At 48.2% G+C, this 24,256-nt stretch carries 17 protein-coding genes, 3 rRNA genes and 2 riboswitches; of the genes, 12 read left to right on the top strand and 8 right to left on the bottom strand.

Going from position 1 to position 24,256, the window contains the following annotated elements:
* The first annotated feature begins 464 nt into the window (after window positions 1–464).
* The 6 genes from MKY66_RS04470 (at window position 465) to MKY66_RS04495 (ending at window position 7,843) form a co-directional block, all read left to right on the top strand.
* A 16S ribosomal RNA gene (locus MKY66_RS04470) occupies window positions 465–2,017 on the top strand.
* Window positions 2,018–2,326: 309 nt separating this feature from the next.
* A 23S ribosomal RNA gene (locus MKY66_RS04475) occupies window positions 2,327–5,376 on the top strand.
* A gap of 75 nt (window positions 5,377–5,451) precedes the next feature.
* Window positions 5,452–5,568: ribosomal RNA gene (gene rrf, locus MKY66_RS04480) — 5S ribosomal RNA — on the top strand.
* The 16S, 23S and 5S rRNA genes sit together here, the layout of an rRNA operon.
* A 186-nt stretch (window positions 5,569–5,754) precedes the next feature.
* On the top strand, window positions 5,755–6,378 hold the full coding sequence (locus MKY66_RS04485) for a deoxynucleoside kinase (protein ID WP_017690540.1): 624 nt from the start codon (window positions 5,755–5,757) through the stop codon (window positions 6,376–6,378).
* On the top strand, window positions 6,375–7,031 hold the full coding sequence (locus MKY66_RS04490) for a deoxynucleoside kinase (protein ID WP_036672670.1): 657 nt from the start codon (window positions 6,375–6,377) through the stop codon (window positions 7,029–7,031). The genes MKY66_RS04485 and MKY66_RS04490 overlap by 4 nt, the downstream gene beginning before the upstream one ends.
* A 329-nt stretch (window positions 7,032–7,360) precedes the next feature.
* Window positions 7,361–7,843, top strand: coding sequence for a hypothetical protein (locus MKY66_RS04495; RefSeq protein WP_150366312.1), 483 nt, complete (start codon window positions 7,361–7,363; stop codon window positions 7,841–7,843).
* Window positions 7,844–8,397: 554 nt separating this feature from the next.
* Here MKY66_RS04495 and MKY66_RS04500 read toward each other — a convergent pair.
* The 7 genes from MKY66_RS04500 to MKY66_RS04530 form a co-directional block, all read right to left on the bottom strand.
* Window positions 8,398–9,141, bottom strand: coding sequence for a MerR family transcriptional regulator (locus MKY66_RS04500; protein WP_076213107.1), 744 nt, complete (start codon window positions 9,139–9,141; stop codon window positions 8,398–8,400).
* A 314-nt stretch (window positions 9,142–9,455) separates the two neighbouring features.
* On the bottom strand, window positions 9,456–10,121 hold the full coding sequence (gene thiE, locus MKY66_RS04505; protein ID WP_076213110.1) for a thiamine phosphate synthase: 666 nt from the start codon (window positions 10,119–10,121) through the stop codon (window positions 9,456–9,458).
* Window positions 10,121–10,933, bottom strand: coding sequence for a bifunctional hydroxymethylpyrimidine kinase/phosphomethylpyrimidine kinase (gene thiD, locus MKY66_RS04510; RefSeq protein WP_076213113.1), 813 nt, complete (start codon window positions 10,931–10,933; stop codon window positions 10,121–10,123). Before thiD ends, thiE begins: the two co-directional genes overlap by 1 nt.
* Window positions 10,930–11,742, bottom strand: coding sequence for a hydroxyethylthiazole kinase (thiM, locus tag MKY66_RS04515; protein ID WP_076213115.1), 813 nt, complete (start codon window positions 11,740–11,742; stop codon window positions 10,930–10,932). Before thiM ends, thiD begins: the two co-directional genes overlap by 4 nt.
* Before the next feature lie 165 nt (window positions 11,743–11,907).
* On the bottom strand, window positions 11,908–12,981 hold the full coding sequence (locus MKY66_RS04520) for an ABC transporter substrate-binding protein (protein WP_076213117.1): 1,074 nt from the start codon (window positions 12,979–12,981) through the stop codon (window positions 11,908–11,910).
* Window positions 12,982–13,041: 60 nt separating this feature from the next.
* A complete protein-coding gene (locus MKY66_RS04525; protein WP_083657207.1) occupies window positions 13,042–13,860 on the bottom strand; it encodes an ABC transporter permease in 819 nt (272 codons plus the stop codon).
* On the bottom strand, window positions 13,847–14,614 hold the full coding sequence (locus tag MKY66_RS04530) for an ABC transporter ATP-binding protein (protein ID WP_076213119.1): 768 nt from the start codon (window positions 14,612–14,614) through the stop codon (window positions 13,847–13,849). Before MKY66_RS04530 ends, MKY66_RS04525 begins: the two co-directional genes overlap by 14 nt.
* 161 nt (window positions 14,615–14,775) lie before the next feature.
* A riboswitch (TPP riboswitch) is annotated at window positions 14,776–14,878 on the bottom strand.
* A 218-nt stretch (window positions 14,879–15,096) separates the two neighbouring features.
* Between MKY66_RS04530 and MKY66_RS04535 the strand changes: the two genes are divergently transcribed.
* Together MKY66_RS04535 and MKY66_RS04540 are read left to right on the top strand one after the other, a co-directional pair.
* Window positions 15,097–15,972 carry a radical SAM/SPASM domain-containing protein gene (locus MKY66_RS04535; RefSeq protein ID WP_036606150.1) on the top strand — a complete coding sequence of 292 codons (876 nt, stop codon included), beginning with the start codon at window positions 15,097–15,099 and terminating at the stop codon, window positions 15,970–15,972.
* A gap of 349 nt (window positions 15,973–16,321) precedes the next feature.
* Entirely contained in the window at window positions 16,322–16,990 is a 669-nt protein-coding gene (locus MKY66_RS04540) for a pectate lyase (protein ID WP_036606151.1), read from the top strand.
* Between the two features lie 185 nt (window positions 16,991–17,175).
* On the opposite strand, the gene MKY66_RS04545 is transcribed toward MKY66_RS04540, so the two are convergent.
* Window positions 17,176–18,129 (bottom strand): copper amine oxidase N-terminal domain-containing protein, encoded by a 954-nt coding sequence (locus tag MKY66_RS04545; RefSeq protein WP_076213121.1) that lies wholly within the window; start codon window positions 18,127–18,129, stop codon window positions 17,176–17,178.
* A 166-nt stretch (window positions 18,130–18,295) separates the two neighbouring features.
* Window positions 18,296–18,406, top strand: a riboswitch (TPP riboswitch).
* Between the two features lie 442 nt (window positions 18,407–18,848).
* On the opposite strand from MKY66_RS04545, the gene MKY66_RS04550 reads away from it, so the two are divergent.
* The 4 genes from MKY66_RS04550 (at window position 18,849) to MKY66_RS04565 (ending at window position 24,189) form a co-directional block, all read left to right on the top strand.
* The gene (locus MKY66_RS04550) at window positions 18,849–19,442 is read left to right on the top strand and encodes an ECF transporter S component (protein WP_076213124.1); all 594 of its coding nucleotides are present in this window, start codon (window positions 18,849–18,851) and stop codon (window positions 19,440–19,442) included.
* Window positions 19,443–21,014, top strand: coding sequence for an ABC transporter ATP-binding protein (locus MKY66_RS04555; protein ID WP_076213126.1), 1,572 nt, complete (start codon window positions 19,443–19,445; stop codon window positions 21,012–21,014).
* Window positions 20,989–21,783 (top strand): energy-coupling factor transporter transmembrane component T, encoded by a 795-nt coding sequence (locus MKY66_RS04560; protein ID WP_076213129.1) that lies wholly within the window; start codon window positions 20,989–20,991, stop codon window positions 21,781–21,783. The genes MKY66_RS04555 and MKY66_RS04560 overlap by 26 nt, the downstream gene beginning before the upstream one ends.
* Before the next feature lie 102 nt (window positions 21,784–21,885).
* The gene (locus MKY66_RS04565) at window positions 21,886–24,189 is read left to right on the top strand and encodes a PQQ-binding-like beta-propeller repeat protein (protein WP_076213131.1); all 2,304 of its coding nucleotides are present in this window, start codon (window positions 21,886–21,888) and stop codon (window positions 24,187–24,189) included.
* The last annotated feature ends 67 nt before the right edge of the window (window positions 24,190–24,256 follow it).

The raw sequence follows: 24,256 nt of genomic DNA on the forward strand, positions 1-24,256 counted from the left end.
ATGTATTGTGGTGTATGAATGGAAAGAATGTCATTTAAGCTATAATAAACTTTACGCTGGGATATAGAGGAGAGCGACACAGTAAAGGTAGTTGATTTGTGGTAAATGAATTTTATTAAATTAAGTATTGTAATTAATATCTATACGTGATATATTATTAATCCGGCCAAGAAAACACGGTTCACATGGTGCGGCAAGCGAAACGAATAAGCTTCGAAAGAAACTTAAAAAAAGAGCTTGCAAAGTTGGTTCGGACATGATATTATATAAGAGTTGCTGAAGAGAACAACATTCGGTAACAAAACAAGTTTGATCTTTGAAAACTGAACAACGAGTGAGTAAACATTCTGCTTGCAGAATGAACGCGAAAGTTCGAGACAAGCCTTGGCTTGAATCGACTGGAGCACAAATGAGATTTTTAATCTCGTCAGATTCAAAATGAGCTTATCGCTCTTTTCAATACTTTATTGGAGAGTTTGATCCTGGCTCAGGACGAACGCTGGCGGCATGCCTAATACATGCAAGTCGAGCGGACTTGATGAGAAGCTTGCTTCTCTGATGGTTAGCGGCGGACGGGTGAGTAACACGTAGGCAACCTGCCCTCAAGTTTGGGACAACTACCGGAAATGGTAGCTAATACCGAATAGTTGTTTTCTTCGCCTGAAGGAAACTGGAAAGACGGAGTAATCTGTCACTTGGGGATGGGCCTGCGGCGCATTAGCTAGTTGGTGGGGTAACGGCTCACCAAGGCGACGATGCGTAGCCGACCTGAGAGGGTGATCGGCCACACTGGGACTGAGACACGGCCCAGACTCCTACGGGAGGCAGCAGTAGGGAATCTTCCGCAATGGGCGAAAGCCTGACGGAGCAATGCCGCGTGAGTGATGAAGGTTTTCGGATCGTAAAGCTCTGTTGCCAGGGAAGAACGCTTGGGAGAGTAACTGCTCTCAAGGTGACGGTACCTGAGAAGAAAGCCCCGGCTAACTACGTGCCAGCAGCCGCGGTAATACGTAGGGGGCAAGCGTTGTCCGGAATTATTGGGCGTAAAGCGCGCGCAGGCGGTCATTTAAGTCTGGTGTTTAATCCCGGGGCTCAACCCCGGATCGCACTGGAAACTGGGTGACTTGAGTGCAGAAGAGGAGAGTGGAATTCCACGTGTAGCGGTGAAATGCGTAGATATGTGGAGGAACACCAGTGGCGAAGGCGACTCTCTGGGCTGTAACTGACGCTGAGGCGCGAAAGCGTGGGGAGCAAACAGGATTAGATACCCTGGTAGTCCACGCCGTAAACGATGAGTGCTAGGTGTTAGGGGTTTCGATACCCTTGGTGCCGAAGTTAACACATTAAGCACTCCGCCTGGGGAGTACGGTCGCAAGACTGAAACTCAAAGGAATTGACGGGGACCCGCACAAGCAGTGGAGTATGTGGTTTAATTCGAAGCAACGCGAAGAACCTTACCAGGTCTTGACATCCCTCTGATCGGTACAGAGATGTATCTTTCCTTCGGGACAGAGGAGACAGGTGGTGCATGGTTGTCGTCAGCTCGTGTCGTGAGATGTTGGGTTAAGTCCCGCAACGAGCGCAACCCTTATATTTAGTTGCCAGCACTTCGGGTGGGCACTCTAGATAGACTGCCGGTGACAAACCGGAGGAAGGTGGGGATGACGTCAAATCATCATGCCCCTTATGACCTGGGCTACACACGTACTACAATGGCCGGTACAACGGGCTGCGAAATCGCGAGATGGAGCCAATCCCAACAAAGCCGGTCTCAGTTCGGATTGCAGGCTGCAACTCGCCTGCATGAAGTCGGAATTGCTAGTAATCGCGGATCAGCATGCCGCGGTGAATACGTTCCCGGGTCTTGTACACACCGCCCGTCACACCACGAGAGTTTATAACACCCGAAGTCGGTGGGGTAACCGCAAGGAGCCAGCCGCCGAAGGTGGGATAGATGATTGGGGTGAAGTCGTAACAAGGTAGCCGTATCGGAAGGTGCGGCTGGATCACCTCCTTTCTATGGAGAATCGTTTCCTGCAACGGAAACATTCAAATATGCAGCTTAGCTGCAAAACACTCACTCGTTGCTCAGTTTTGAGAGCTCAAACTCTCAAAACAGCTTGCTTTTGCATGGAGCTTGTTCTTTGAAAACTAGATATCGAAACGAAACAAACGCGAATTAGAACATTCTTTTTTAGCTGAACTTGTGTTAAACAAGTTTCAATAAAAACGGTAGATTGCTGGAGCGAGTGATCGAAATGGAGCGACTTTTGGATTTGGACGTAGTCCAAACCAAGCGGAGCGACAGCTCGAACACGAGCGCAATGGTTAAGCTACTAAGAGCACACGGAGGATGCCTAGGCGCTAGGAGCCGATGAAGGACGTGGCGAACAACGAAACTGCCTCGGGGAGCTGTAAGCAAGCTTTGATCCGGGGGTGTCCGAATGGGGAAACCCAGCTGGGGTAATTTCCAGTTACTCACAACTGAATACATAGGTTGTGTAGAGGCATACCAGGGGAACTGAAACATCTAAGTACCCTGAGGAAGAGAAAACAATAGTGATTCCGTCAGTAGCGGCGAGCGAACGCGGAGAAGCCCAAACCAGAGAGCTTGCTCTTTGGGGTTGTGGGACGTCTCACATGGAGTTACAAAGGAACCGGTTAAGCGAAGAGGTCTGGAAAGGCCCGCCAAAGAAGGTAAAAGCCCTGTAGTTGAAAGTTGGTTCCCTCCGAGACGGATCCCGAGTAGTGCGGGGCACGTGAAACCCCGTATGAATCCGGCAGGACCATCTGCCAAGGCTAAATACTTCCTAGCGACCGATAGTGAAGCAGTACCGTGAGGGAAAGGTGAAAAGCACCCCGGAAGGGGAGTGAAATAGAACCTGAAACCGTGTGCTTACAAAAAGTCAGAGCCCGTTTTAGGGGTGATGGCGTGCCTTTTGTAGAATGAACCGGCGAGTTACGTTCCCGTGCAAGGTTAAGGTGAAGAGCCGGAGCCGCAGCGAAAGCGAGTCTGAATAGGGCGAATTAGTACGTGGACGTAGACCCGAAACCGGGTGATCTACCCCTGTCCAGGGTGAAGGTGCGGTAACACGCACTGGAGGCCCGAACCCACGCATGTTGAAAAATGCGGGGATGAGGTGGGGGTAGCGGAGAAATTCCAATCGAACTCGGAGATAGCTGGTTCTCCCCGAAATAGCTTTAGGGCTAGCCTCGGAAAACAGAGTCGTGGAGGTAGAGCACTGATTGGGTGCGGGGCCCGCAAGGGTTACCAAGCTCAGTCAAACTCCGAATGCCATAGACTTACTTCCGGGAGTCAGACAGTGAGTGCTAAGATCCATTGTCAAAAGGGAAACAGCCCAGACCATCAGCTAAGGTCCCCAAGTGTGTGTTAAGTGGGAAAGGATGTGGAGTTGCACAGACAACCAGGATGTTGGCTTAGAAGCAGCCACCATTGAAAGAGTGCGTAATAGCTCACTGGTCGAGTGACTCTGCGCCGAAAATGTAACGGGGCTAAACACACCACCGAAGCTATGGCTTGGATCGACTTCACTGCTTCTTTGAGGCGGTGTTTACCACAAGGACATTTTTGTCTGACAAGAGATTCTATCTTGGATGACCAAATGCTTCCCAGGGGATAAACACAGGACTTCGAAGCTGGAGTGAAGTCGATCCAGGGGTAGGGGAGCGTTGTATAAGGGTTGAAGGTGTACCGTAAGGAGCGCTGGACATTATACAAGTGAGAATGCCGGTATGAGTAACGAAAAGATCAGTGAGAATCTGATCCGCCGAAAGCCTAAGGGTTCCTGAGGAAGGCTCGTCCGCTCAGGGTAAGTCGGGACCTAAGGCGAGGCCGAAAGGCGTAGTCGAAGGACAACAGGTCGAAATTCCTGTACCACCGTAAGCCGTTATGAGCAATGGGGGGACGCAGTAGGGTAGTGACGCGGACTGATGGATGTCCGTCTAAGCAGTAAGGCTGATGTGTAGGCAAATCCGCACATTGTAAGGCTGAGCTGTGATGGGGAGCGAAAATTATAGTAGCGAAGGTCATGATCTCACACTGCCAAGAAAAGCCTCTAGCCAGGTGATGGTGCCCGTACCGCAAACCGACACAGGTAGGCGAGAAGAGTATTCTAAGGCGCGCGGAAGAACTCTCGTTAAGGAACTCGGCAAAATGACCCCGTAACTTCGGGAGAAGGGGTGCCCCGGTAGTGTGAATAGCACGAGGGGGCCGCAGTGAAAAGGCCCAAGCGACTGTTTAGCAAAAACACAGGTCTGTGCGAAGCCGTAAGGCGAAGTATACGGGCTGACGCCTGCCCGGTGCTGGAAGGTTAAGGGGAGTGGTTAGGGAGTCATCCCGAAGCTGTGAACCGAAGCCCCAGTAAACGGCGGCCGTAACTATAACGGTCCTAAGGTAGCGAAATTCCTTGTCAGGTAAATTCTGACCCGCACGAATGGCGTAACGACTTGGGCGCTGTCTCAACGAGAGATCCGGTGAAATTTTAATACCTGTGAAGATGCAGGTTACCCGCGACAAGACGGAAAGACCCCATGGAGCTTTACTGCAGCTTGATATTGAATTTGGGTACGATCTGTACAGGATAGGTGGGAGCCTTTGAAGTGTGAGCGCCAGCTTGCATGGAGGCAACGTTGGGATACCACCCTGATCGTATCTAGGTTCTAACCTGGTACCGTAATCCGGTGCGGGGACAGTGTCAGGTGGGCAGTTTGACTGGGGCGGTCGCCTCCTAAAGAGTAACGGAGGCGCCCAAAGGTTCCCTCAGAATGGTTGGAAATCATTCGAAGAGTGCAAAGGCATAAGGGAGCTTGACTGCGAGACCTACAAGTCGAGCAGGGACGAAAGTCGGGCTTAGTGATCCGGTGGTACCGCATGGAAGGGCCATCGCTCAACGGATAAAAGCTACCCTGGGGATAACAGGCTTATCTCCCCCAAGAGTCCACATCGACGGGGAGGTTTGGCACCTCGATGTCGGCTCATCGCATCCTGGGGCTGAAGTAGGTCCCAAGGGTTGGGCTGTTCGCCCATTAAAGCGGTACGCGAGCTGGGTTCAGAACGTCGTGAGACAGTTCGGTCCCTATCTGTCGTGGGCGTAGGAAATTTGAGAGGAGCTGTCCTTAGTACGAGAGGACCGGGATGGACGTACCGCTGGTGTACCAGTTGTTCCGCCAGGAGCACCGCTGGGTAGCTATGTACGGACGGGATAAACGCTGAAAGCATCTAAGCGTGAAGCCCCCCTCAAGATGAGATTTCCCAGTATGTAAGACCCCTTGAAGACGACGAGGTAGATAGGCTGGGGGTGGAAGTGCAGCAATGCATGGAGCTGACCAGTACTAATCGGTCGAGGGCTTATCCAATTAGCAAGTGATAATTCGCATGTTTCGTTTCGAATCTAGTTTTCAGAGAACGATCTCTGAAATGTAAGCTACGCGTTTGGTGGCGATGGCGGAGGGGTTCCACACGTACCCATCCCGAACACGACCGTTAAGCCCTCTAGCGCCGATGGTACTTGGACCGCAGGGTCCTGGGAGAGTAGGACGCCGCCAAGCAATAGGGAAGACACACTTGATGATATCGAGTGTGTCTTTTTTATTTTAATGTAATTCAATAGTTGTGATTTGACTTGTTATATACATAAAATACTGGCGTTCCAATCCTTAAAGCTGTGATACAATAGGTGAGGTCTATATAGAAAACGGAAACACGCATAAGTACGAGGAGGAACAGTGAACACGATGAAATCAGCCCCGTTTATTGCCGTGGAAGGTCCGATCGGAGCGGGGAAAACAACGTTGGCAACGATGCTTTCCCATGAATTGAATCTTCCGTTAGTTAAAGAAATCGTAGAAGAGAATCCATTTCTGGCTTCCTTTTATCAGGATATCGACGAGTGGAGTTTCCAATTGGAAATGTTTTTTCTGTGTAATCGGTTTAAACAACTGGAAGACACGGGTGCTCATTATGTAGAGCAGAATACCCCAGTCATTTCAGACTATCATATCTATAAAAATATGATTTTTGCCGATCGTACCTTAAAGGGAACGAAACGGGATAAATATCGTCAAATCTATCATCTGTTAACAGATGATCTGCCAAAGCCCAATCTGGTGCTTTATATTGAAGCTGAACTCGATACGTTGATGTACCGCATTAACAAGCGTGGACGCTCATTTGAGCAGGATATGGACCCGGCATATATGGAACAACTCATTGCTGATTACAAAACAGGCATGGACTATCTGGCAAATAGCTCAAATCCGCCAGTAATCATTAAAGTCAATGCGGAGCAACTCGATTTTGTGGAACATCCTGAGCACTTCAGGCAAATTGTTAATCAGGTAAAGGAGTATATCATATGAATAACTATGGCATTCCAACGAATGCATTAATTACGGTAGCAGGTACGGTTGGAGTGGGTAAATCCACGTTAACGGCTGCGCTTGCACAGCGTTTGAATTTCAAGACTTCTCTGGAACAAGTTGATCATAATCCATATTTGGAGAAGTTCTATCATGACTTTGAACGTTGGAGCTTCCATCTACAGATTTATTTCCTGGCAGAGCGCTTCAAGGAACAGAAGAAGATTTTTGAACTAGGTGGGGGATTCGTTCAGGATCGTTCCATCTATGAAGATACGGGCATTTTTGCACAAATGCATGCGGATCAAGGAACCATGTCTGCTACAGATTTCGAGACATACAGCAGTTTGTTTGAAGCGATGGTAATGACACCGTATTTCCCACATCCAGACGTGCTGATCTATCTGGAAGGCAGTCTGCCTTCGATTTTAAACCGTATTACGGAACGCGGACGCGAGATGGAGATTCAGACGGATCGTTCGTACTGGGAACACATGCACGAGCGCTATTCCGTGTGGATTGATCAGTTTACAGCTTGCCCTGTGTTGCGTCTGAACATTGATGAGTATGATGTGCATGATCCGGCATCGGTTGATGCTATTTTGGCACAGATTGCAGCTGTCATTCAGCCTTCCAAGGAAGTGCAAAGGTAAGATAGAGCGAGTTTTACAATGTATTTTTCTCGGTTACATTGGTTATATCTATGATACAGATATGGACAACGTCCCTTCTACGGCTATTATGCTGTTGGAGGGATGTTTTTTTTATGTGCCAAGGAAATGATTATGAGATGTTTGTGGATAAAACTAAAATGATATATTCGAGCGAATAAGGAAATGAATGCTTAATATATCTTTTCTATTATATAAATATATGTTCACCAAAAGTAGAAAAATGTTGAATAATAGGTCTTTTTGTGGTTTCATAGGAAAGGTGAATTCTGGAAAAGAAGCATATGCATTACTCAGGAGGGAAAGACAACGTGGAAGAGAAACAAGGAGTTAAAATCGGTATGCCGATCATTGGTGGCTTAATTGCAGCCATTCTGGGAGGCATTGTATGGGCAGCTATTGCTGCAATGACCGAGTATGAGGTGGGATTAATTGCGATTTTGATTGGAGCGCTCACGGGCTACGCAGTTGTGTTGTTCTCCAATAAACGAATTGCGACAGTACATAAGATTATTGCCGTACTGTTTGCGCTCGTAGGCATTTTGTTGGGGAAATATCTGACGGTGGTTTATTTTACTTCCGAACTGTTTGGTGATGTAAGCGTGATGGAACTTGTGTTTGATAGCGAGATGATCAGTGCGTTTGTGGAAACCTTCCAGGACTATTTCAGTCAACCGATTGATTTGTTATTCATCGTGCTTGCGATTGTGTCTGCTTGGCAGATTCCTGGCCGGATGGCGAGAACCAGTCTAGCTACGGATGCATCTTCATCGGATCACGCACCAAGAGCTTAATCGGATAGACGGTGTACGCTGGCAGCAAAATGAAGAACGTTGGACAGAAGAAACTTAATGCTCATCATCCTAAGCATCTGGTGAAGTTATATCGAAGACGGGGAGCAGAAGTAAAACGTAGTAAAGAGCAATCTACTTTAAAAGATATTTATAAAGTACTCAGAGTGAGCAGCAGTTAGGCTTGTTCATATTGCGGCTGGGTTACTTGCATACATAAAAGGGACGATACGCCTGAGGGTGTACGTCCCTTTTGTGTATCCACCAGGTAGGGGGGATATTGCTCATAACTTTTGCAACAATTCGGATCGATTCAATTTATTTACAACGTAACCCTAGTATATATCCAACATGTTCATAAGGTTAATTATAAGAACGAAATGGCCACCCCAGAAGGTAGGTTCAAATATCCGAATGGTCATTTACTGCGAATAAAGCTGATGACGAAAATTTTTTTTTACAGGACAGGGGGTTAACTTCTAGACTATCGTTTACAATCCACATCTGACGGCAATGAGAGTTGAATAATACTGTATGTGGTTGAATACAAGGCTATATTATTTGTTTTGGTCAGCAAATACAGCCATAGCATCTCTCATAAATACTGCCAAACCATCGCCAAACTGATCAATATTACGCGTGAAGCGTTCATCATCCACGTACATCTGACCAAGTCCTCTGAAGGCTTCAGGGGAGTAGCTTCCCATTTGGTTCAGCCAGGTGTACCATTCCTTGATGCCTGCCTGTGCTTCCGCAGATGCTGGTTCTATGTGACGAAGTGCAGCCAGATGTTTGTAGATTTCGTTCATTTGATCGGATAGAGCCTTCTGATCTGTGGTTGATTTACTGTGCAGCTTCTGATTTGCGTGATCGACGGCATGGTCTCCCCAACGTTCCCGCGCTTCTTGCTCATACGGATTCTGGCTAAAATCAAATCCTTCGAATTGTTCTTTGGCTGTCATTTTAATTTCTCCTCTCACGTGTAAAACCGTTCTATCAATGGTAGCAATCATCTGGTCCAAGCGTTGGCGCTTCTCCAGCAGTATAAGTCGATGCATTTTAAGTGCTTCTTCCGGATTGAAGGAGGGGTTGGTTATAATGTTTTTGATCTCCTTCAGAGAGAAGTCGAGTTCCTTGAAAAACAAAATCTGCTGTAACCGTTCCAGGTTGGCATCTGAATATAATCGATACCCGGCAGAAGTCACTTCGTCCGGGGTTAATAGTCCGATCTCATCATAATGATGCAGTGTGCGCACACTGATCGAGGCAAGCTCGGCAACTTCCTTTACTTTCATGGCCATGTGTGAAACCTCCTTACAACACCGATTGTACAGTGTCACGTTACGTGAGAGTCAACCGTTGAAAATGAAAAAAATAAGATGCGAGCATGGAAGCTGCATCTTGATTATGGTCTGGTGACAGGATGTGACTGGATATGACTGAATTATTATAACATTCAGTCACTGTAGGGGAGCGGCTGTGCTTCTAAGTCGAAGACATGGGTGGCTGCCGCGTGTTGTGAGGCTCCTCTTTTATGGAGAGGAGCGTGAGCGGTTGTGGGCCGCACCATGTATGCGGTGCAGCCCACGGGGCTGGCAGTGCAGGGAGAGCAGGGCTACGCCTGCATCCCGCGCACTATCGCAGCGAACTGCGCAGCCGCTGCGCGCACATCGGCCGCGCCCGCGATGGCGGAGATGACGGCTACGCCGTCGGCTCCAGCCGCCATCACGGCGGCCGTGGTATCGGGCGTAATGCCGCCGATACCCACAATCGGAACTGCGATGCCTGCGGCGCGCAGTTCCGCCACCCCTGCGGGGCCCAGCACAGCGTGGGCATCCGCTTTGGAGCGCGTCGGGTACATGGGCCCGACGCCAAGGTAGTCGGCGCCCGCCTGCACGGCACGGCGCGCCTCATCCACAGAGTGGGCGGATACGCCAAGCATCCGCCCATCTCCAATGCGGGCGCGTACCAGCGCTGCGTCCGCATCTTCCTGGCCGACATGCACGCCGTCGGCCTCCACCGCTACAGCCAGCTCCACATCATCGTTCACGATGAACGGGACCTCGTGCTGGCTGCACACCTCGCGAAGCCGCATCGCAAGCGTGATGCGAGCTTCGCCAACCAGGGCGCCAGTTCCCTTTTCACGGAACTGGAACAGCGTGATGCCGCCAGCAATGGCCTGGCGCAGCACTTCCACAGGGTCTTGCGTTGTATTAACGCTGCCCATCACCAAATATACCTGCATCGCGCGTTGTACCGCTTCTGCATCCCAAGGGCGCATCACTGCTCACCCCGCTGTCTGCGCTGATACGCAAAATGATTTGTCGGCCCATGTCCGGCCCCAATCCCCAACTCATCTTCGATGGCTGCCTGAATGAATGCTCGCGCGGTCATAACGGCAGAAAGAACAGGTGAACCCTTTGCTAACTCTGCGGTGATCGCAGCAGAGTACGTGCATCCTGTTCCGTGTGTATGACGTGTTACCACACGAACATTCTCCAGGTAATGAAAAGACTGCCCATCGTAGAGCACATCCACGATCATACCACTTCCTTCATCATGACCACCTTTGACCAAAGCATACGTTGAGCCCATCTGTACAATCCGTCTTGCGGCTTCTTCCCGCTGACTCAGATTGGTGATAGACATCTCGGTAAGCAGTTCCGCTTCTGGGATATTGGGTGTTGTGATCAGGGCATGGGGCAACAGATCCGTAACCAACGCCTTTACAGCTTCCTGCTGGAGAAGGGGGGCGCCACCTTTGGCTACCATCACAGGGTCGATGACCAGATTTGACCAACGGTATTGCTGCCATTTCTCAGCCACTAGACGAATAATCTCGGCACTATATAACATGCCGCTCTTCGTTGCGGTTGGTTGAAAGTCTTCGCCGGTCGAGTCCAATTGCTGGGCAATGCCATCGTAAGGGATGGGAAAAACGCCCTGCACACCAGTTGTATTTTGGGCAGCAATAGCGGTGATAACGGTCATGCCGTATACACCAAGTTCTTGGAATGTTTTCAGATCGGCCTGAATGCCTGCGCCGCCCCCGTTATCGGAGCCTGCAATGGTTAGCGCTTGAGCAATACTCATACTGCACCTCCACGGATCTGACGGATCTGTGCGCGTTCTGCCAAGAGGTCTGGTGTTACTTGTGCCAGTTGATTCAACAATTCAATCTGGAAGCTGCCCGGCCCCTGATGAGCTGTCCGCTCTGCCGCCAGTTCAGCTGCTACACCATAAAACGCGAGCGCTTCAACAACACTGCCTAGAAGATCGGCTCCTGATTCCGCTATGGCTGTAAAAGCACCAATCACCGAACTGAGCAGACAGCCAGCACCTGTGACCTGAGTGAGCAGGGCATGACCATTACTCGTGAGGAATGTGGATTGTCCATCAGTAATGATATCTTCTTTTCCGGTAATGACCACGACACAGCCAAGTTTATGTGCTGCCCGCTCCGCAATGCCGATTCGGTCGCCCTCACCTGATCCTGCATCCACACCTTTGATACTCCAGCTCTCACCGATGACATTGGCGACCTCCGCCACATTGCCGCGCAGTACCGTGAGACGAAGTTCACGAACGAGCATCTGCACGGTTTCCGTGCGATATGTGGTTGCGCCTGCGCCGACGGGATCAAGCACAACAGGCACATGATGCGCATTAGCCGATTGGCCTGCCAGACGGATCGCCTGAACGACTTTGTCATCGAGAGTACCAATGTTGAGTACTACAGCTCCTGACATCTTGGCGACATCAGTGACCTCTTCATGAGCATAGGCCATAAAAGGGGACGCACCTATTGCAAGCAGGCCATTGGCTGTAAAGGGAGCCACGACAAGATTGGTGATATTGTGTACCAACGGGTTTTGTGTACGAACACGTTCCAGATAAGACATATAGTTTCCTCCTTGTTTTGAAGTAACACCATCGGTAGAAGACCGGTATGAAGGGTCACTCAGCAGAATAATAGGATATGAGTCTCCTTGTTGAGTTGGGGCGCAGAGTCTAACAACAGCCAGATCATTAATGCGGGAAAAGCAGAAACGTAAAATCTAAATCATTTACTCTCCTTGCAGAGTAATAAAAGCATCCTCGGCTTTCACCGATTCAGGAATCAAATCCTGTTCAACGAGCCATGCGCGTACATTTTCCCACGATTCCATTTCCTGCCGACCAAACGGTTGGCCTTCTTCATTCATAAGTGGCAGTAAAATAGCCAGGCTTTTGGTTTCGATCTCCGGGTCAAGCGGAGACGTTTCATTCTCATGAGCGAGCAGAATATTCAAGGCTTCATCTGGATGCTCCTTTACATATTTCTGTCCTTCCTGGATCGCTTTGACGAACCGGGTAATTTGGTCTTTTTTCGCTTCAATGCCAGCTTCACTCGCAGTCATGACCAATTCATAATAATCAGGCACGCCATAATCGACGGGGTTAATCGATTTCATGGCATGTCCTTCTTTCTCCAAAATTAATTGTTCATGGTTAATAAAACCACCCATAATTGCATCCACCTGTCCGGAAGCCAGCGAAGGAATCAGATCGAACCCAACGTCAACCAGATTCATGTTGTCGGGATTGCCACCATCGTGGCTGATCATCGTACGAACCATCGCTTCATACAACGGAATTGAGGAATAACCGACAGTTTTTCCTTCAAGATCTTTGGGTAAGCTCACGTTGCCATTTGCTTCGGTCAACAGATGCACAAGTGGATGCCGAACAACAGCAGCAATGGAACGTACAGGAATGTTCTCGCCACGCGCGAGTAAGATTTGGGGCTGGTAGCTTAAGGCCAGATCAATTTTTCCGGCAGCAACAAGTTTGAGCGAATCATTGGTATCCGCAGGCATCTGAATTTCGACATCCAGACCTTGGTCTGCGAAGTACCCTTTTTCCTGAGCCACATAGATGAAGGAGTGTACTGCGTTCGGGTACCAGTCGAGCATGATGGACAGTTTATCTTTGGCGTCTGATGCTGGTTCTGTTGCAGGCTTGTCTGTTTGTTGTGCATGGGTTGCAGAGTCTGTTGTTGGCGTGTTTTTGCTGGTATTCGTGGTGCTGCATCCGCTAACGAACAGCAAAAGGCTAATGAGCATGACGGGAAGCAGCGAGTATATACCTTTGTTATTCATAAATGAAGTTCCTCATTTCATCGTTTTGATTTGTATTTATATCTAATTTCTGTCTAAGTATTATCCAACGTTCCTTTTGCCTCCGTGACGATGACGCCGTATGCTAAACCGTTTCTCCAGCCAGGCAATCAGTACAAACAAAACGATCCCAAGCAGGGATAAAAGCACAATAGCGGCAAACATCGCATCCGTGTTCATGTTGCTGGACATACGACGGCTGAAATATCCGAGACCTTTGCTGCCACCAAGCCATTCGCCAATCGTCGCCCCAACCACGCAGTACACCACAGACATCTTTAGCCCCGAGAAAAAAGAGGGAAGTGCCAGTGGAACCTGGAGTTTGCGAAAAATATCCCACTTGCTGGCGCCCATGGTGAGCAGCAGTTCACGCTGCTCTGGATCGCCTTGGCGGAGTCCATCGTAGGTACTGACCACAATGGGGAAGAATGCGATTAAGAATACCACCGCGACTTTGCTCCACAACGTGTAACCAAACCACAAGATAAATACGGGAGACAAGGCAATCAGCGGGATGGTCTGACTGATCACGATGAAGGGATACAAGGCTTTTTCAATCGATCGGTTCATATGCATGCCTGTTGCCAGCGTAATTCCAGTCACCATGGACAAGCCAAAACCAACAACAACTTCCATAAAGGTAGCAGGCAGATGGATGGTCAACAGCAGACGACGATGCTCAACCAGTGAGCCTATGATGGCCGTGGGTGCAGGAATGATGAAGGAGGGCACCCATCCCATGCGCACAATCGTTTCCCAGATCGTCAGTAATAAGAACATGGGCACAATAAACAAACCATATTGGGAAAACCACTTCGAGAGCCACGACCGGACGCTAACCATAACCCTATCGCTTCGCATGTAATTGTTCCTCCAGTTGTTGTCTCATCTGCACGAGAGCCGGTTCGTAGATCATGTCCGAATGCCTTGGGCGTGGTAAAGGAACCGTCATCCCCCGCAACTGCTGACCTTGCCCTCCTGGAGTTAACAGAATGATACGGTCACTTAACAGCAGGGCTTCCTCAATGTCATGTGTAATAAACAATACGGTTTGGCCAAAGCCCTCCCACAGCTCCAGCAACCAGCGATGCATTTCTCGTTTGGTTAAGGCGTCGAGTGCACCGAAGGGTTCATCCAGCAACATGAGCTGCCCGCCTGTAAGCAAGGTACGAAGCAATGCCACCCGCTGCCGCATGCCGCCGGATAACTCATCTGGATAGGCCTGCTCATAACCTGACAGGCCGAACCTTGCCAACCCAGCTAGGATGTTTGCCCGTAACTTGTCCTTGTTCTGTCGGCCTGGTGCAAGCTCGGCAGGCAGCATGCAGTTCTCCATGACGGTTCGCCAGGATAACAGCAGATCTTTCTGCGGCATATAGGCGACTCGTCCGAGCCTTTGTCCTTGCGGTACATCAGCTATATCGATGGTGCCAACGGTTGGCTCATGCAAGCCTGCGAGCAGCTTGAAGAGCGTGCTTTTACCTGATCCGCTGGAGCCGATGAGCGAGACAAATTCTCCTTGTTGAACCTGAAGCGAGACATTGGAGAGCACGGGGGAATCCTTTTTTTCGGGAAAAGCAAAGCTTATGTTGTGAATGGTTACATGGTTATCCATCTGATCCTCACCCCCTTGATGTCAGACTGCTGGAATAACAACGGCATCTTGTACTCTGCCAAAAGAAACAAAAAAGACCCACCCATTTCCGGAGAAATGAGTGGGTCTGTAAGTTAGATCCGCAGTTTATCTTCACATATACATGATAAAATTCCGCTTACTAAAAGGCCGCTCCACTTCCCTCCGCTGGTATGATCCAGATCAGGTTCAAAGGGTCCGAATAGTCATATTCGTCTCAGCCGCAAGGCTCCCCTAGTGCAAAAGTTCAAGATATGCAGTTGTGTGTTCAGCATATATCACTTGAACATGAACTGTAAAGAGGCAGCATGATGGAATTCTTGAGATGAACTTGGAGTCAGACCCGAACAACCGAACAATTTACCTCAGCTCATGAACCCGATATAATAGGGATGGCCCGTATAGGCCGGATCACAAAATGCAGGTGGGATTGTTCTCCCTCCTAGGCAGAATGGGGACCCGAGTTGAAAACGTTCAAAAAAGTATATATTGAGATCACGAGTATCTGCAATCTGGCTTGCAGCTTCTGTCCACAGACGCAGCGTGCCAAAGGATTCATTGACCCTGAAGTCTTCAACAATATACTGGATCAAGTTAAACCACACACCAATCATATTTATCTACATGTCAAAGGCGAACCCTTGTTGCATCCCAAAATAGATCTGTTGCTCGATTCCGCACATGAGAAGGGACTCAAGGTGAACATTACAACGAATGGTACCCTGTTGCCCAAGACTCAGCATAAATTGCTTGGCAAACCGGCGCTGCGGCAGATGAATTTCTCCCTGCACAGCTTCGATGGGCATGAAGGTTCAACAGACCGTGACGGTTACCTGCGTCATATTTTGTCCTTTGTACACGAGGCCGTTAAGCACAATGTCATCATCTCATTCCGACTGTGGAATCTGACACAGGATAACTTCACAAATGCTCAGATGAATCGAAATCGGGAGACCCTTGAAGTATTGGAACGTGAGTTCAATCTGGACTTCCGTATTGAGGAAAAAGTAGTCCCAGGCAGTGGGGTCAAAATTGCCCCAAATGTATACCTGAATCAGGACCATGAGTTCCAGTGGCCAAGTCTGGATGCACCTGAAGATGACGGCAAAGGCTTCTGCCATGCATTGCGTGGTCAGGCAGCTGTGCTTGTAGATGGAACGGTGGTTCCATGCTGTCTCGATGGCGAGGGTGTGATTAACCTGGGTAATGTGCACGAGAAGTCATTCTCGGAGATTATTGAGGGTGAGCGAGCGAACAATCTGGTATATGGCTTCTCCAAACGCGAAGCTGTAGAAGAGTTGTGTCGAAAGTGCGGTTATCGTCAGAGATTTGGAGCCTGATATCTTATATGAGGAAGCCAGAAGACATTCAAGATCACACATTTGGAGACAAATGTAGTGGTCTTTCTTTGTGATCGGGGATTCAAGTGAAGGGTACATACATTACAAATGAGCATACCTGAGGTTGATATCAGCATATTGTTTGAGAGACCTGATATGCAAAAAATGCCGATATGACAGGGATTATGCGTTGTCATGATATATCTGATCTAATGATTATTCTAGTTACCTTCCTTATTTGGTAGGATTAGGTTGTGGGTCGGACAGAGGTGCACCTCTGACGATCTCCCAGGACAAGCTCAGGCTTGTACAATACCAAATAACGAGAGAATAAGGGAGGAATAAAATTATGAAAAAAATGTTGACGTTGTTACTGTCCGCTGGTTTGGTTGCTTCTATATTTGGTGCCGTTCCGGCTGCGGCTGCACCTACCGTTGTAAATTCAACCATTGTTGTTCCAAAGGGCACGACCTATGATGGTCAAGGCAAAACATTTGTAGCTAATCCTTCCACACTAGGCGACGGATCTCAAGCAGAAAATCAGAAGCCAGTCTTCCGTCTGGAGGCAGGGGCCACGCTCAAAAACGTAAACATTGGATCACCAGCTGCTGATGGTGTTCACTGTTATGGCAACTGTAATATATCGAATGTGGTCTGGCAGGATGTGGGTGAGGATGCACTGACATTGAAGTCTGCCGGAACGGTTAACATTACCGGTGGGGCAGCGTATAAGGCTTATGATAAAGTGTTCCAGATGAATGCAGCTGGAACAATTAACATCAAAAATTTCCGTGCAGACGATATTGGCAAACTGGTTCGCCAAAATGGTGGAACTTCCTTTGCAGTTAACATGACGCTGGATAACTCCAACATTTCCAATGTGAAAGATTCGATTATGCGTACAGACAGCAGTACATCACAAGGCAAAATTACGAATACCCGTTATTCCAAAGTACCAACGTTGTTCAAGGGGTTTGCTTCAGGGAAAACGAGCCAGTCTGGAAACACGCAATATTAAACAGAAGATTGAATCGCTTGAGTTGTTAAAGGTTTAAGCCCCGCTTGTGACTGGAAGTAATTTGGAATATAACGCTAAAAAGAGCGTCCCAAGGTCATTGCCACACTGACTTTGAGGGACGCTCTTTTGTAATGCAGATGTCATAGTATAGTTCTGCTGAGCAATATTTTATAGCGGAGGCTCAATTATTTTTCTCCCGGAACTTCAACAATGACTTTGCCTTTCTCGGGGGCAACAGAACCGGTATCGATGGAGCCCAATTTGTTCATGATCTCGTAAGAGGTTTCTTCAAGCATGTGAGAGTACTTAAATGACACGAGTGTATGACCTGCTACGGAAGGACGAGTCCCTGCTTCAGCAACGGCTTTGGTTTTAATAAAGAACAGGTCTCCGATGGTTCCAGCAGTTTTGCTGATGTTGGCCTGCCATTGTAGCAGGGCACTTCCATTTTTAAGGATATAATAGCTGATCAGATCGTTATCCTCAACAACGAAGAAACGATCTTTTTTACCTTGTTCAAAAATGTATTCAATGGAGGAATCCACCGGACCCAAAGGGTTGCGAATGTCCAGACGTGCTTGTCCCAGTTCAGAGAAGCGTGGCAGATGCAATGCGGCTTCACGTGCCACAGTCAGATCGGAACTGTTATATTCTTTTACAATCGTAGCATCTGTAGTGTAAATGTAAGCTTCCTTGGCCTTCTGGTTCCATTGCACCTTGGCACCAAAAGCTTCACCGATGGCACGGAGCGGAAGCATCGCTTTACCATTCACCAGAATCGGCGCGGAGGATAATGTCGCATTCTGACCGTTTTTTTTCATTGTTTTGCTGTTAGGTGTAAGGACATACTTATCGCTGCCTGTGCTAATACTGATCTCTTTTGTTTTGTTATTGTAGCCAAACGTATAGTTGCCAAGGAATTGAAGCTCCGTCAATGCCACGTACGTAATACCCTGCCGTATGACAACATCATATTGAGCTTGAACATTGTTAATATAAGCTGTCGGTTTAGGTTTAGTTGCTGCGGCTTCCGCCACAGTGGATGAGAGTAAGGCTGGTGCCGTGCCTGCGGTGAGTATCGAAGCGGCAAGGACCATTTTCCATGTTTTAAGCTGCCAAACAGAGTTGTAATTTTTCATCAGTATCAATCTCCCTTCTAATGTTTAAGACGGACTGTATAACCTAAATGTTGCATATTATGGAAAGTGAATCGTTAGATATCCCCTTCCTTTTACCCCAAATGAAGCATGATGATTCTTCTAGGGATTGCCACAAATACCCATCTGATGTACATTAGAAGCAATGAAATAAGTGAACCGGGAGCTCAATGAAGTTGGGCTGAGAGAGTGGCCTTGTGCCGCTGACCGTACATCTGATCTGGGTAATGCCAGCGTAGAGAACATGGATTTGCAATATGTAAGGGTGAATTGTGGGAATGAACAACAGACCTCTTTGAACTGTGGTGGTGTATCTGCCAGGGCGGAGGAGAGCTGGTTGATATTCCGTATTTTCGACATCCATCCAATACATCATTGTGAGGATTGTACACTGTGCGTAAGGCCTGCCCGGAATCGGGGAGGCTTTTTCTTTTATTTTTAGAGGTTGTTCAAAAAGTCTGCTTTTGATTACGAAGGATGCCTGACGGCATCATCAGCATCGAATATGGAATTCAGCCGAAATAAGCGGGAGGCTTACGAAGTATGTTTCCTTTGGAAACATTGCGGTTGCTCACGTAGTTTTCCCTACGCTCGGCTACTCCATTTCTAGCTTCATCCTATCTTCTTGGTACTGAAAACCAGTCTTTTTGAACACACACTTTTACAACCCCCACAGGGAACAAAGGAAGGACGTAGAGAACATGGCAACAACAGCAGGCAACAAGCGATTGAAACTAACGGATATTCTGGTAACCATCGTGATCGCAGTAGTGTTTGGGGTGATTTACAAGATATGGGGACCTACATATGACTTGATGAAACCATTTGGCGTTCATGCGGAGCAGATGATCTATGGCATGTGGTTTATGGCGGGCACGTTTGCTTTTGTTATCATTCGTAAACCAGGCGTGGCTATTCTTGCCGAAGTTGCGGCTTCAACGGTAAGTGCTTTCTTGGGTAGTGAATGGGGCATGTCCACACTGGTGTATGGTCTGTTGCAAGGATTGGGAGCTGAGATATTCTTCGCCGCATTTTTGTATCGCAAAACCAATCTGTTTGTCACCTGTCTTGCAGCCGTAGGAGCTGCAGCGGCTTCGCTTTTGCTGGATTACCAGTACGGATATATTGATTCACTCTCGGCCTGGAATTATACGTTATTTATCGGGTTCCGCTTCATTGGAAGTATTCTGATTGCTGGAGTGTTCGCTTATTATCTCGCCAAAGCATTGGAACTGACCGGTGTAACACGCTCACTCAGACCGGTATCCAAACAGGATTATGAGGCGCTGGATTAGATGAGCGGAGAGGGGAATTCGCAAGCGGTAAGTGTAACTAATCTAAGATGCAAGTTCCCGGGAGAGAAAGCCTTGGTATTTCAAGGCTTGTCTCTTTCTGTGCGTCAAGGGGAGAAAGTGCTGTTGCTTGGCCCAAGTGGCTCCGGTAAATCGACGTTATTGCAAATTCTGAGCGGTCTGATACCACGTTCGGTTGAGATTCCGATGAAATGTGATGATATTCAGGTTCCCGCCCAAGCAGGAGTGGTCTTTCAAGATCCGGATACCCAGTTCTGTATGACCTTTACGGATGAAGAGATCGCATTTGTTCTGGAAAACCGAAATATTTCGCGTGAAGAGATGCCTGCTCTGATTGAATATTATCTGAAACAAGTGGGGTTATCCTTTGAACAGAATCGTGTATTGATCCAGTCCATGTCTCAGGGGATGAAGCAGCGTCTTGCAATTGCTTCGATGCTTGCCATGGACCCGGAGGTATTGTTTTTGGATGAACCCACTGCACTGCTGGACGATGAGGGGACTTCCCAGGTATGGGATACCGTCAAACGGATCGCCAGTGACAAAACGATCATCATCGTTGAACACAAAATAAACGAGATTGTGGATATGGTCGACCGCATCATTGTGTTGTCACCTGAAGGAAAGATTGTGGCGGATGGGCCAGCACAGCAGGTATTTACGGATGAACGGGGCAAGCTGAAGGCTTATGGAATCTGGTATCCGGGTGTGTGGGATGAGCACGAGCAGGCAGCTAAGGAAGAAGAGGGAAGTGCTACTGGAGAGCTTCAAGTGTGTGTGGATCACGGCATCTCAAGTTTGGAAGCACAGCAATCGTCTGGCTTATCCGATACACCGGGTATATCCCCCATATCTCACGTCTCATCCTTATCACCTGTATCACCCGCCTCTCAGCCTGCACTGGACTTGCAGCAGTTCACCGGATGGCGTGGGAAAACACCCTTCATTCAGGTGGAACAGGCCAAAGTATGGCATGGAGACTGGATTGGTATTGTCGGAGCTAATGGAGCAGGCAAGAGTTCATTGTTGTTATCTCTGATGAATATCCTGAAAACAACAGGTCATTATGAGGTGGAAGGTCAGCCTTCTGGCAAAACGGAGCAGCTTGCAGATCGAATTGCGTTTGTATTTCAGAACCCGGAGTTTCAATTTGTGACCAACACGGTCGCGGAAGAAGTGGAATTCTCATTACTGGGGGGCAGGCTTACAACGGAAGAAAGACTTGCCAGAACTGATCATATGTTGAATCAATTTGGACTAATCGACCTGTCCGAGCGTCATCCCTACCAATTATCGATGGGGCAGAAACGACGCTTGAGCGTTGCCTCTGCACTGGTGAGAGAGCAGCGAATACTGCTGTTGGATGAACCTACTTTTGGACAGGATGCCCGGAATACGTTCGCCATGTTAGCACAGCTGGAGCAATTGCGGAGAGAGGGAACAGCCATTGTTATGGTTACCCATGATCGTGAAATTGTAAAAAGATATTGCACCCGAATCTGGACGGTAGATGAGGGGAGGTTATCTGATGCAACTGTCGTTTCCTCACCGTGAAACCTGGCTTCATAACGTCAATCCGGGATTAAAGATGATCATTCTGACGATGATGTTTGTCATCGTTATCCTCATTCACAATCTGAATGTAATGGCCAACGTAGCGTTGGCGATGATGCTGTTACTGTGCTGGACAGGTCATCCGTGGTATAGATTGATGCTGTACGCATCACCATTCATTCTGGTGTTTATCTCCACGTCTACAGGTATGATGATGTTTGGTAAGGGTGAGACCACATGGTATAAGTGGGGATTGATTCACATAACCGAAGAGAGTTTCTATCGCGGTCTACACTTGGGTTTTCGCTCGTTGAGCATGGCAGCGGCTGGCTTGCTGTTCGGACTGACAACGAAGCCGGTAAGGCTGTTTTATTCCCTGATGCAGCAGTGGCGGCTTCCTGCAAAATATGCCTATAGCTTTCTGGCCGCGATGCGCATGATCCCGATTTTGCTGGATGAATTCCAGACGCTCCGTTACGCTATTCGTATACGTGGAACACGGCAACGTGGCTCTCGCTGGAACGTGTATGGTACACTCAAGCGTTACGCTATTCCGCTGCTGGCACAGAGCATTCGCCGTGCACAGCGAATGGCGGTAGCGATGGAAGCGAAAGGGTTCACAGATGGCGCGAGCCGAACGTATTACATTCAGATTGGCTATTCGCGAGCTGATCTGTGGTTTGTATTTTATTATATCCTCACCTTAACAGCTGCTTATTACATCGGGGTTACCTTTCCTTATCATGCTACGATGGTGGATGTAAGGTAATATTGGGAGATAGATAGAAATATATTGAGGTAAACAGTAACTTTTTCCTTTTTTTCTGCGTCTCTATTGGAAATACCTTCTAATGGATGGGGATGAACGAGAGTGAAGACGGGTCCTGACAGGCAGAGAACGGGGTACAAATGGATTACCATGACTGGATTATCAGCTGCGCTGTTGACGGGATGGATGCTGCTGGATTCCAAAATGGTCGTGCTTGGAGGACAAGCTTTGGTTACAACACCACAAGCCTTGGGGGCAAGTTCTCAAGTCTTATCAACACAGTTGGCCTACAAACAAGGAGAACCCGTTACACTCATGAATGACATTCCTCTGTTCAAAAACAGAAGGGACGGCAGTGTGGCTGCTGACCAGATGGGGATTGAATACTATACATCAAAATACGAAAAGTATACGTTGGCCTCGGTTCGAGGCGAGTGGGTGCAGCTTAAGTCAACCGATCATGGAGACTTTTGGCTGCCAAGTTGGTATGCCTTGAAGGAGAGCAGAAGCATGACGGAAACAGCTCCCCAAAGCTTCACGCTCCAATCAGGCAGCAAGCTGTATCTGGCTCCAGATAGTTCTACAATCTGGTCTAGTGAGAAAGCGCTAACAGATCAGGCTGTTATTGTTGCAAAGTGGAAAGGATGGTATGGGGTCTCCATTGCCCCACGAGTCTGGAATAAAGAATCCTTCACGTATCGGCCAGGACTCTTCTGGATCAAGGCACAGGCTATAGAACAGCGGATGAATGTGGCTGATAGCTGGTTCCAACAGGATGCATCGCTGCCAACTTCGGTTATACGCCATCTGACAGATGTTAAGCTGAACAAGGCAACCACATCCAAACAAGTGGCTGGGTGGTTAGGCGAGCCGGATTGGAAAGAGAGTTCAAGCAATCTAAATTTCACGGGTGATTCAATGAGTATTGGACAGACCTGGAGATATGAGCGGGAAGATGCGCAATTTCTGGTCACATTCAACAGAAATGGCAGACTGGTCAGAACACGCTGGAATTTAGCACAGGATAATCGAAATGCTGTCGTTTCCGATTGGAACATCAGTCGGGCGGATGAATATGGGTTCACAACAAAAATCTATGGCACAACACTGCCAACGACAATCCCTTGGAAACCGGTATGGACCAACCAGGGGGATATTAACTACACTTTTTTACAAGCAGCCACGGATGATGTACTCCTGATGAAAGGGGATGACGGTGGATTTAGCGGGGATTACTACGAAGGTTCCATATATGCTCTTGACCGACATTCGGGCCAGAAATTATGGGGGATTAATGGGGGCTTTGGAAGACAGCAGGCAGAGGTGGATGCAGAGCGCCAATACGTTACAATCTACACCGATTATGACCCTGACAAGAAAAAATACGTGGATCGTATTCGTCATCTGAACTTGAAGAGCGGAAAGGTCATGTGGACGTACACTCCTAAGCAAAATTTTAGACTAAATGGCATCACCGCTGCTAAGAACGTTGTGGTTGTGGATAACCCGGTTGTTGAGAGCTCAAGCAACAGTTGGTTAACGGTTCTGGACAGTGCAAACGGAAAAACATTGTGGACGCGAAAACTGGCTACGGGTTATGAAATATTGAACAAGAGTGCAGATGACCCTTATGTGTTGTATTGGGAAAAGAATAAGCTGGTTGCAGTCGATCCGCAATCGGGCCGAACCGTATGGAGCTTGAAGGGCAAACGATCCACCATAGAACAATTTTGGAATGATCCATATACTGGTGGAATTGAACGTCTTGATCCCTTTGCAACCACGAATGCTGAAAGATGGCTATCACTAGATAATCAGTGGCTTCTGCTTGATCTGAACACGGGGAAAAAGCTTGCCCAATTCCCTGCTCGGGTAGGACAGAGATTTGAGGAGCTGAATGATGGCATGCTGTTGATCCGTGAGAACAAGAGTGGCAATCATTACGGAGAATATGAAGATTTTACAACCACCCTGTATGATGCCAAGACAGGCAAAACACGCTGGACGCTCAAGGGCAAGATTGAACGAGGACTGGTGGAAGAGGATCAGTTGTATGTGATTAAGAATGGCTACCCGGCGGCTGTGGATTATAAAACGGGGGAGACGCGTTGGAATGCCAAAGATACGATTGCAACACTAAGGCATCCGACGAATCAGGGAAGTTATCTGGTCATTGATGATCAGTTGCTGCTGCCCATGGACGAGGACTGGTTGGTATTGAATAAAAATAATGGAGCATTGTTAGGTCGTGTACATGACGTTGTGATGGGAAACCCGGAGCATCGCGACCGGGATGCGAAGAATGGAATGATTAACCGGATCGGCAATGAAGTGTACGTGGGTTCGTCCAACGGACGTTTTCGTGCATATGAAGCCAGCCGCCTTCAGGAGGCAATCTCACCTTAAAAGCTTGTCTCGTAAGGGATGTTGATTTATTATAAATGAACAGGCTTGCTCGCGCTCCGGTTATCGG

This window comes from Paenibacillus sp. FSL R5-0766 (assembly GCF_037971845.1).
Classification (GTDB): domain Bacteria; phylum Bacillota; class Bacilli; order Paenibacillales; family Paenibacillaceae; genus Paenibacillus.

Bases quoted from the DNA above. Each gene is read 5' to 3' on its own strand.
- MKY66_RS04485 (WP_017690540.1), top strand. From the start codon at position 5,755: ATGAAATCAGCCCCGTTTATTGCCGTGGAAGGTCCGATCGGAGCGGGG.
- MKY66_RS04490 (WP_036672670.1), top strand. From the start codon at position 6,375: ATGAATAACTATGGCATTCCAACGAATGCATTAATTACGGTAGCAGGT.
- MKY66_RS04500 (WP_076213107.1), bottom strand. From the start codon at position 9,141: ATGGCCATGAAAGTAAAGGAAGTTGCCGAGCTTGCCTCGATCAGTGTG.
- thiE (WP_076213110.1), bottom strand. From the start codon at position 10,121: ATGCGCCCTTGGGATGCAGAAGCGGTACAACGCGCGATGCAGGTATAT.
- thiD (WP_076213113.1), bottom strand. From the start codon at position 10,933: ATGAGTATTGCTCAAGCGCTAACCATTGCAGGCTCCGATAACGGGGGC.
- thiM (WP_076213115.1), bottom strand. From the start codon at position 11,742: ATGTCTTATCTGGAACGTGTTCGTACACAAAACCCGTTGGTACACAAT.
- MKY66_RS04520 (WP_076213117.1), bottom strand. From the start codon at position 12,981: ATGAATAACAAAGGTATATACTCGCTGCTTCCCGTCATGCTCATTAGC.
- MKY66_RS04525 (WP_083657207.1), bottom strand. From the start codon at position 13,860: ATGCGAAGCGATAGGGTTATGGTTAGCGTCCGGTCGTGGCTCTCGAAG.
- MKY66_RS04530 (WP_076213119.1), bottom strand. From the start codon at position 14,614: ATGGATAACCATGTAACCATTCACAACATAAGCTTTGCTTTTCCCGAA.
- MKY66_RS04540 (WP_036606151.1), top strand. From the start codon at position 16,322: ATGAAAAAAATGTTGACGTTGTTACTGTCCGCTGGTTTGGTTGCTTCT.
- MKY66_RS04545 (WP_076213121.1), bottom strand. From the start codon at position 18,129: ATGAAAAATTACAACTCTGTTTGGCAGCTTAAAACATGGAAAATGGTC.
- MKY66_RS04550 (WP_076213124.1), top strand. From the start codon at position 18,849: ATGGCAACAACAGCAGGCAACAAGCGATTGAAACTAACGGATATTCTG.
- MKY66_RS04555 (WP_076213126.1), top strand. From the start codon at position 19,443: ATGAGCGGAGAGGGGAATTCGCAAGCGGTAAGTGTAACTAATCTAAGA.
- MKY66_RS04560 (WP_076213129.1), top strand. From the start codon at position 20,989: ATGCAACTGTCGTTTCCTCACCGTGAAACCTGGCTTCATAACGTCAAT.